This window comes from Roseomonas rosulenta (assembly GCF_016106005.1).
Lineage (GTDB): Bacteria > Pseudomonadota > Alphaproteobacteria > Acetobacterales > Acetobacteraceae > Neoroseomonas > Neoroseomonas rosulenta.
Genome location: NZ_JACADR010000230.1, coordinates 1 through 7290 on the forward strand (window position 1 = coordinate 1; position 7290 = coordinate 7290).

6 protein-coding genes and 1 pseudogene are annotated in these 7290 nt (G+C 74.6%); 4 read left to right on the forward strand and 3 right to left on the reverse strand.

The window, feature by feature from the left end; translation table 11 throughout:
- Positions 1-221 (reverse strand): hypothetical protein (locus HW578_RS20365; RefSeq protein WP_198372547.1); only part of this gene is annotated, 221 nt, incomplete at its 3' end.
- A 6-nt stretch (positions 222-227) separates the two neighbouring features.
- Positions 228-1862, reverse strand: a complete 1635-nt coding sequence (locus HW578_RS20370) for a thiamine pyrophosphate-binding protein (protein ID WP_198372548.1) — start codon at positions 1860-1862, stop codon at positions 228-230.
- 154 nt (positions 1863-2016) lie between these two features.
- Between HW578_RS20370 and HW578_RS20375 the strand changes: the two genes are divergently transcribed.
- From HW578_RS20375 to HW578_RS20390, 4 genes are all read left to right on the forward strand, one after another.
- Positions 2017-3000: a Bug family tripartite tricarboxylate transporter substrate binding protein gene (locus HW578_RS20375; protein WP_198372549.1), complete on the forward strand. Its 984-nt coding sequence runs from the start codon at positions 2017-2019 to the stop codon at positions 2998-3000.
- Positions 3001-3106: 106 nt separating this feature from the next.
- Positions 3107-4087 carry a Bug family tripartite tricarboxylate transporter substrate binding protein gene (locus HW578_RS20380; protein WP_198372550.1) on the forward strand — a complete coding sequence of 327 codons (981 nt, stop codon included), beginning with the start codon at positions 3107-3109 and terminating at the stop codon, positions 4085-4087.
- 111 nt (positions 4088-4198) lie between these two features.
- Positions 4199-5170 (forward strand): Bug family tripartite tricarboxylate transporter substrate binding protein, encoded by a 972-nt coding sequence (locus HW578_RS20385; RefSeq protein WP_198372551.1) that lies wholly within the window; start codon positions 4199-4201, stop codon positions 5168-5170.
- Positions 5171-5222: 52 nt separating this feature from the next.
- Positions 5223-6194 carry a Bug family tripartite tricarboxylate transporter substrate binding protein gene (locus tag HW578_RS20390; protein WP_198372552.1) on the forward strand — a complete coding sequence of 324 codons (972 nt, stop codon included), beginning with the start codon at positions 5223-5225 and terminating at the stop codon, positions 6192-6194.
- A 10-nt stretch (positions 6195-6204) separates the two neighbouring features.
- Here HW578_RS20390 and HW578_RS20395 read toward each other — a convergent pair.
- Positions 6205-7290, reverse strand: a pseudogene (locus tag HW578_RS20395) (DUF4139 domain-containing protein); the annotation flags it as partial.

The following is a 7290-nucleotide window of genomic DNA, read 5'->3' on the forward strand; positions in this document are numbered from 1 at the left end:
GCTGCCGCGCTGCTATGGGCGCCGATGCGCGCCTGCGCCACCGCCATCGAGAGCCGCAGCGCGTGGTCGCCGGGCGCGGCGGCGATGGCGGCGCGCGTCAGCGCCAGGGTCTCCGCCGAATCGCCGCCGGCAAGCGCGGCCTGCGCCAGCCGCGTGGCGATGGGCTGCACGGGATCGGTCGCCTCCAGCCGCGCCTGCGCGCCCGCCGGCAGCGCGGCCATGGCGCCCTATTCCGCCGCGCGCATCGCGGGTGCGGGCAGCACGGCGGCAAGCGAGGTGCGCACCACGATCGCCGCCGGCCCCGGCGCGGCCAGTGCGGCCGCCAGCGCGGGCATGTCGGCATTGCCGTCGATGCGCGTGACCGGCACGCCGAAGCAGCCGCACCAGGCGACGAAATCGGGGTTCTCCAGCGTGGTGCCGCTCACCCGGCCCGGATGCGCGCGTTCCTGGTGGATGCGGATCGAGGCGTAGGAGCCGTTGTCGGACAGGATCATCTTGAGCGGGACGCCGCGCGCGACAGCGACGGCGAACTCGCCCCCTGTCATCAGCGCCCCGCCATCGCCCACCGCCGCGATCACCTGCCGGTGCGGGAATCGCAGCGCCGCCGCCACGCCGGCCGGCACGCCGAAGCCCATCGCGCCCGAGACGGGCGCCAGCAGCCGCTGCGGCGGCGTCCAGGACACCTTGCGGTAGAATGGCGCGCCGAAGGTGCCGGCATCGAGCGTCACGATCGCGTCCGGCGCGGCCAGTTCGCCGATGCGCCGTGCGACCTCCGCGAAGGCCACGCCATCGGTGTGCTGTGCCGGGCGGATGCCGGTATCGGCGACATGCAGGGCACGCAGCCTGGCGTTCCAGCCAGCGCGGGCGGCCGGCGCCGCGGGCGCTTCCTGCGCCAGCACTGCGAGCAGCGCGGGGGCATCGGCCGCGAGCGCCATCTCGGCCGGGAACTGCCAGCCCAGGAAGCGCGGTTCGGCGCAGACATGCACCAGCCGCTGCCCCGCCGCCGGCCAGGTCCAGCCCTGGGTGGTGATGTCGGTCAGCCGCGTGCCCAGCGCCAGCACCAGGTCGGCCTCGGCGAAGGCGGCGCGCTGCGCATCCGGGTTGCGCAGGCCGAGGTCGCCCGCATAGAGCGCGTGGTGGTTCGGAAAGAGGTCCTGCCGGCGGAAGGAGACCGCGACGGGCAGGCTCCAGGCCTCCGCGAAGCCCTGCAGCGCCTCGCGCGCGCCGGGCCGGTCGAAGGCGTGGCCGGCCAGCAGGATCGGGCGTTTGGCGCCACGCAGCAGCGCCGAAAGCCGCGCGACATCCCCCGGCGCGGGCAGGGCAGGGGCGACCAGCGTGGCCGGGACATCGGGCGCGAAGCAGGGTTCGGCCAGCAGATCCTCGGGCAGCGACAGCACCACCGGCCCCGGCACGCCCTGCATCGCCATGGCATAGGCGCGGGCGATGAGCTCGGGCACCTGCTCGGCCGCCGTCGCCTCGCCCACCCACTTGGTGATGCCACCGAACATGCGCGCGTAGTCGATCTCCTGGAAGGCGTTGCGGCGCAGGTCGCGCTTCTCGACCTGGCCGACCAGCAGGATCAGCGGTGTCGCGTCCTGCTCGGCCGTATGCACGGCGATGGAGGCGTTGCAGGCACCCGGCCCGCGCGAGACCAGCACCACGCCCGGCCGCCCGGTCATCTTCGCATCCGCCACTGCCATGAAGCCGGCCCCACCCTCGCTGCGGCAGGTCACGAGGTCGATGCGCGGATGGGCGTGCAGCGCATCGAGCAGCGCGATGTAGGATTCGCCCGGCACGCAGAAGGCGCGGTCGATGCCCTGGGCGGCGAGGAAGTCGATCAGGCGCTGCGCGGCGGTGGTCATGCGGGGCTCGGTCCTGCGGGTCGGGAGCCCCGGATAGCGCGGCCCGCGCGGTTGATCCATGCCTCGGGGGTGGCAAGCCGGGCCGATCTCGTGAAGGATCGCCCCGAACCAGGACGCGGCGGTCCCGCCGGAGCCTGGAGCCAGGGAGACGTCCATGAAGCCGAACCGCCGCTCGACCCTTGCTCTCGCCCTCGCGGGGCTGGCCGCGCCAACCCTCGTGAAGGCCCAGGGGGCCGCCGGGTGGCGGCCGACGCGGCCGGTCCGGCTGATCGTGGCCGCCGCCCCGGGCGGGTCGAACGACATCGTCGCCCGCATCATCGCCGAGCCGGTCGCGCAGCTCCTGGGCCAGCCCGTCGTGATCGACAACCGCGCCGGCGCGGGCAGCATCATCGGCTCCGAGGCCGCCGCGCGCTCCCCCGCCGATGGGCACGTGCTGTTGATCAACAGCTCGCTTCCGACCCTGCCGGCGATGGTCTCGCGCATGCCCTACGACACCCTCGCCGATTTCGAGGGCGTGGCGGTGGCGGGCTTCTCGCCCCACCTTCTCGTCGTCAACCCGCGCGTCGAGGCGCGCACGGCGGAGGAGTTCGTGGCCCTGCTGCGCGCCAGCCCGGGGCGCTTCAACTACGCCTCGGCCGGCATCGGCAGCGGCCCGCATATTGGCGGCCTGCTGTTCATGAGCCGCATGAACGTCACGGCCGAGACAGTGCATTACCGCGGCGGCGGCCCGGGTGTGGCGGCGATGGCCTCGGGCGAGGCGCATTTCGGTACGCCCACCATGGCCTCCGCGCTCGGCCAGGTGCGCGGCGGCGCGCTGCGGGCGCTCGCGGTGCTGTCCGAGCAGCGCAGCCCGGCGCTGCCCGAGGTGCCGAGCGCGACGGAGGCCGGCCTCCCCGGCGTGGTGCATGAGGAGTTCTTCCCCATCGTGGCCCCCAGGGGCACGCCGCCCGAGGCCGTCGCGGCGCTGGGCGCGGCGTTCCGCCAGGCGATCCAACAGAGCGCGCCGCGGCTCAACGAACTGGCCGGCGTCGCGCCACGCCCCGGCTTCGACACGAACGCCCTGGTGATGGCCCAGGTGCGCGAGGCGATGGAGACCCACACGCGCATCCTGCGCGCCGCGGGAGTACAGCCCGAATAGGGCGCGGCCCCGGGCAGGGGGGTGGCAGGCCGGGCCAATCGCGCTAAGGAGCGGCCAGAACCAAGGCATGGCGGTCCCGCCGAAGCCTTGCGCCAGGGAGAAGTCCATGATGCTGAACCGCCGCTCGACCTTTGCCCTCGCCCTTGCCGGCGTCGCCGCGCCGGCACTCGTGAGCGCGCAGGGCTCCGCCTGGCGGCCGAGCCGGCCCATCCGCCTGATCGTGCCCTTCGCCCCGGGCGGGTCGAACGACATCGTCGGGCGCATCATCGCCGAGCCGGCGGGCCAGCTGCTCGGCCAGCCGATCGTGGTCGAGAACCGCGCCGGCGCCGGCAGCGTGATCGGCTCCGAGGCCGCCGCACGCGCCCCGGCGGATGGCTACACCGTGCTGATCAACAGCGCGCACGCCGCGGTGCCCGCCGTCGTCGCGCGCATGCCCTACAACGCAGTGACGGATTTCGAGGGCGTGGCCGTGGCCGGCTTCTCGCCGCACACGCTGGTGGTCGCCCCGCGCTTCGAGGCGCGCACGGCGGCGGAGCTGGTGGCCCTCGTGCGTGCCAATCCCGGGCGATTCAACCTCGCCACGGCGGGCATCGGCAGCAGCGTGCACATCGCGGGGCTGGTGCTGGTGAACCGGCTCAACCTCGAGCTCGAGCCGGTGCACTACCGCGGCGGCGGGCCGGCCGTGGCGGCGCTGGTCGCGGGCGAATCCCAGATCGGCACGCCGACCATGGCCTCCTCGCTCGGCCAGATCCGCGGCGGCGGCGTGCGGGCGCTCGCGGTGCTCGCCAACGAACGCAGCCCCGCCCTGCCGGACGTGCCGAGCGCGCCGGAGGCCGGCATCCCGGGCGTGGTGCTCGAGGAGTTCTTCCCCATCACCGCGCCCAAGGGCACGCCGCCCGAGATCCTCGCCGCGCTCGGCGCCGCCTTCCGCCAGGCGATCCAGCAGAGCGCCGGCCGGCTGACCGAAATGGCGGGCGTGGCGCCGCGCGCCGGCTTCGATACCAATGCGCAGGTGATGACCCTCGTGCGGGAGGGCGTGGAGGACTACACGCGCATCCTGCGCGCCGCCGGCGTGCAGCCGGAGTGACCTGCGTGGCCTGGGCAGCCCGCCAAGGGACTGCCCAGGCCGGCCAATTCGTGGCATGAGCGTTCCATCAAGGCCGGCCGACAGATGCCGCGCCACTGGGAGCCCAACGCCATGACCACGCGCCGCGCAGCGCTCGCGCTTGCCCTCGCCACGCCCGCCATCGCCCGCGCCCAGCCCGCCTGGCGGCCCGACCGCCCGGTGCGCGTCGTGGTGCCCTTCGCCCCGGGCGGTGCGACCGACGTTGTGGCGCGCGCCCTGTCCGAGACGGTGGGCGGGCTGCTCGGCCAGACCGTGGTGATCGAGAACCGCGCCGGCGGCGCCGCAGGGCTCATCGGATCCGACGCGGTGGCGAAGTCCGCCCCGGACGGCCATACGGTGCTGCTGCATTCGAACGCGCATGTCATCGCGCCGAGCCTGGTGGCGCGCATGCCCTACGACGTGCTGAACGACTTCGCGGCGGTGGCGCATCTGGGCCGGGTGCCGCAGGTGCTGGTGGTGAACAACCGCCTGCCGATCACCACCATGGCGGAACTGCTGGCCTGGCTGCGCGCCAATTCCGGCAAGGTGGACTTCGCCTCCGCCGGGATCGGCAGCGGCAACCACCTGGCCTCGGAGATCTTCCGCGCCGCGGTGCCCGGCGTGCAGATGGAGATGGTGCAGTTCCGCGGCGGCGGGCCCGCGATGGCGGCGGTGATCGCGGGCAACGCGCATATGTGCATCGACCCGATCGCCTCGGCGGTGGGGCATATCCGCGGCGGCTCGGTGCGCGCCATCGCGGTGGCGGGGCCGACGCGCGCCGCCATCCTGCCCGACGTCCCCTCGGCGAGCGAGGCCGGCCTGCCGGCCTGGGACGCGGCGGCCTGGTTCGGCCTGTTTGCCCCCGCCCGAACGCCCCCGGCGGCGGTGGCGGCGCTGAACCTGGCGTTCAACACCGGCATGCTGCGCCTCGCCCCGCGCCTCGCCGAGATCGGCGTCGAGCTGCAGTCGCAATACGCCACGCCCGCCGCCTTCGACGCCTTCGTGCGCGCCGACCTGCCGCGCGTGGCCGAGGTGCTGCGCCGCGCCGGCGTGCAGCCGGAATAACGGGACGGCCGGGATGCGCGCCGAACCGCATGCCATGGGGAGGGACCAAGCCATGATCCATCGACGCACCCTGCTCGCCGCCGCCGCCGCGCCCCTGGCCGCGCCGGCACTGGCGCAGGCGCCCTGGCCGAACCGGCCGGTGCGCGTGATCGTCGGCTTCCCGCCGGGCGGGTCGCTCGACGTGATGACGCGCCTTGCCTGCGAGCAGGTCCAGCAGCGGCTCGGCCAGCCTTTCGTGGTCGAGACCCGCTCCGGCGCCTCGGGCAACATCGGCGCCGAGGCGATCGCGCGCGCCACGCCGGATGGCTACACCATCGGCACGGTCAGCATGCACAACCTGCTGATCAACCCGCTGCTGTTCCGCCGCCTGCCCTATGACCCCGAGCGCGATTTCGCCTGGATCAGCGCCATGTGGGACCTGCCCAATGTCGCGGTGGTGCCAGCCCAGCATGTGCCGGCGCGCACGCTCGCGGAATTCGTCACCTGGGCCAAGGCGCGCCCGCAGGGCGTGAGCTACGGGTCCTCCGGCGTCGGCACCACCATCCACCTCTCGGGCGCCTACCTGATGGCGCAGGCGGGGATTCCGGGCGAGCACGTGACCTTCCGCGGTGCGGCGCAGACCATCCCGGCGATGCTCTCGGGCGATATCCAGGTCGCGGTGGACAACCTCGCCTCCTATGTCCCGGTGATCCAGGAGGGGCGCATGCGCGCGCTTGCGGTGACGACGCCGCAGCGCTGGCCGGGCCTGCCGGACGTGCCGACCTTCGCCGAGGCCGGCTTCGCGGGCCTGTCCTATGGCCCCTGGCATCTCTGGGCGGGGCCTGCGGGCACGCCGCGGGCGGTGGTGGACCGGCTGTCGCAGGAGATCCGCGCCGCCTTCTCCGACCCCGCGCTGCAGCAGCGCGCGATCGGCATGGGCGCGCGGCTGCTCGGCACCACGCCGGAGCAGCTCGCCGAGCGCCTCACGCGCGAACGCCCGATCTGGACCGAGATGGTGCGCATCTCCGGCGCGCAACCGGAGTAGCGCGCGCGGGTCACGACCCCCGCTGCAGCAGCGCCACTACGCCGCGCTGCCAGGCCTCCCAGGCCTGGTCGGCGGCGGTGCCGGCGGCCTCCGCCTCGCGGCTCGCCTGGTTGAGGCGCCGGCGCGCTTCCTGCTGCTCGGGGCCGGTGCGGTCCTCGGCGGCCTGGCGTGCGCGCTGCAGCGCCTGGTCGGCGGAGCGATAGGTGCGGGCACGCAGCCGCGCCTCGTCCAGCAGGCGGCGGAGGTCCTGCATCGCCTCGACCACGGCCACGAGGTCGGCGCGGCCGGGCACCTCGGGCGCGGTGCGCGCCAGGATCTCCTGCAGGCGTTCCATCGTGCCCGGTCCGCCGGGCAGCCGGCGCAGGTTCTGCTCGATGTCGAAGGCCTGCCAGCGCAGCAGCACGGGCTCGCCGAGCGCGGTGTCCCACAGCGGAGTGTCCTGGCGCACGGTGCGCTCGAAGGGCAGGCGCAGGGTCTGGGCGGAGCCGTCCAGCACCGCTTCGTGCCGCAGGCCGAAATCGCCCTCGCTCACGATGGTAAAGCGCGGATCCGCGCCGGGGCGCCGCGGCACGTCGATCACCAGCGTGCCGCGCGCGCCGCGCGGGTCGATCGCGATGGCCGTCTCCTCGCGCCGGAGCATGTCGGCCGAGACGAAGCCGCGGCGCAGCGCGATACGCGTGACGCGCTCGGCGGTGCTGCCGGCCTGCGAATACTGAACATCGCGGTCGCGCGCGAAGGCCAGGATGCGGCCATCGCCGGCGGGCATGGCGCGGATCTCGGCATCGCCCAGGAAGACGCCCGCTTCGGTTCCCTCGGCGCCGTAGACGGTGGCGAGGCCGTCGGGCAGCGTGTGCTGTGACGCGTTGCGGATGCGCACCGCCTGCAGCGGGTAGCGCGCGTTCAGGTCCTGGATCCACCAGACGCGCTCGGCCGGCAGGCGGACATCGAGGAAGGGCACGTTCGCCGTCTCGCCCGCACGGATGGTGACGGGCTCGGCGAGCACGAAGGCGACGCGCCCGGCGGAGGCCTCGGCGGTGGCGGCCGTGGCGGGCTGGGCGGGGGCGCCGCCGAGCGCGGCCCCCGGCGCATCGGGCGC

Bases quoted from the DNA above. Each gene is read 5' to 3' on its own strand.
- HW578_RS20385 (WP_198372551.1), top strand. From the start codon at position 4,199: ATGACCACGCGCCGCGCAGCGCTCGCGCTTGCCCTCGCCACGCCCGCC.
- HW578_RS20375 (WP_198372549.1), top strand. From the start codon at position 2,017: ATGAAGCCGAACCGCCGCTCGACCCTTGCTCTCGCCCTCGCGGGGCTG.
- HW578_RS20380 (WP_198372550.1), top strand. From the start codon at position 3,107: ATGATGCTGAACCGCCGCTCGACCTTTGCCCTCGCCCTTGCCGGCGTC.
- HW578_RS20370 (WP_198372548.1), bottom strand. From the start codon at position 1,862: ATGACCACCGCCGCGCAGCGCCTGATCGACTTCCTCGCCGCCCAGGGC.
- HW578_RS20390 (WP_198372552.1), top strand. From the start codon at position 5,223: ATGATCCATCGACGCACCCTGCTCGCCGCCGCCGCCGCGCCCCTGGCC.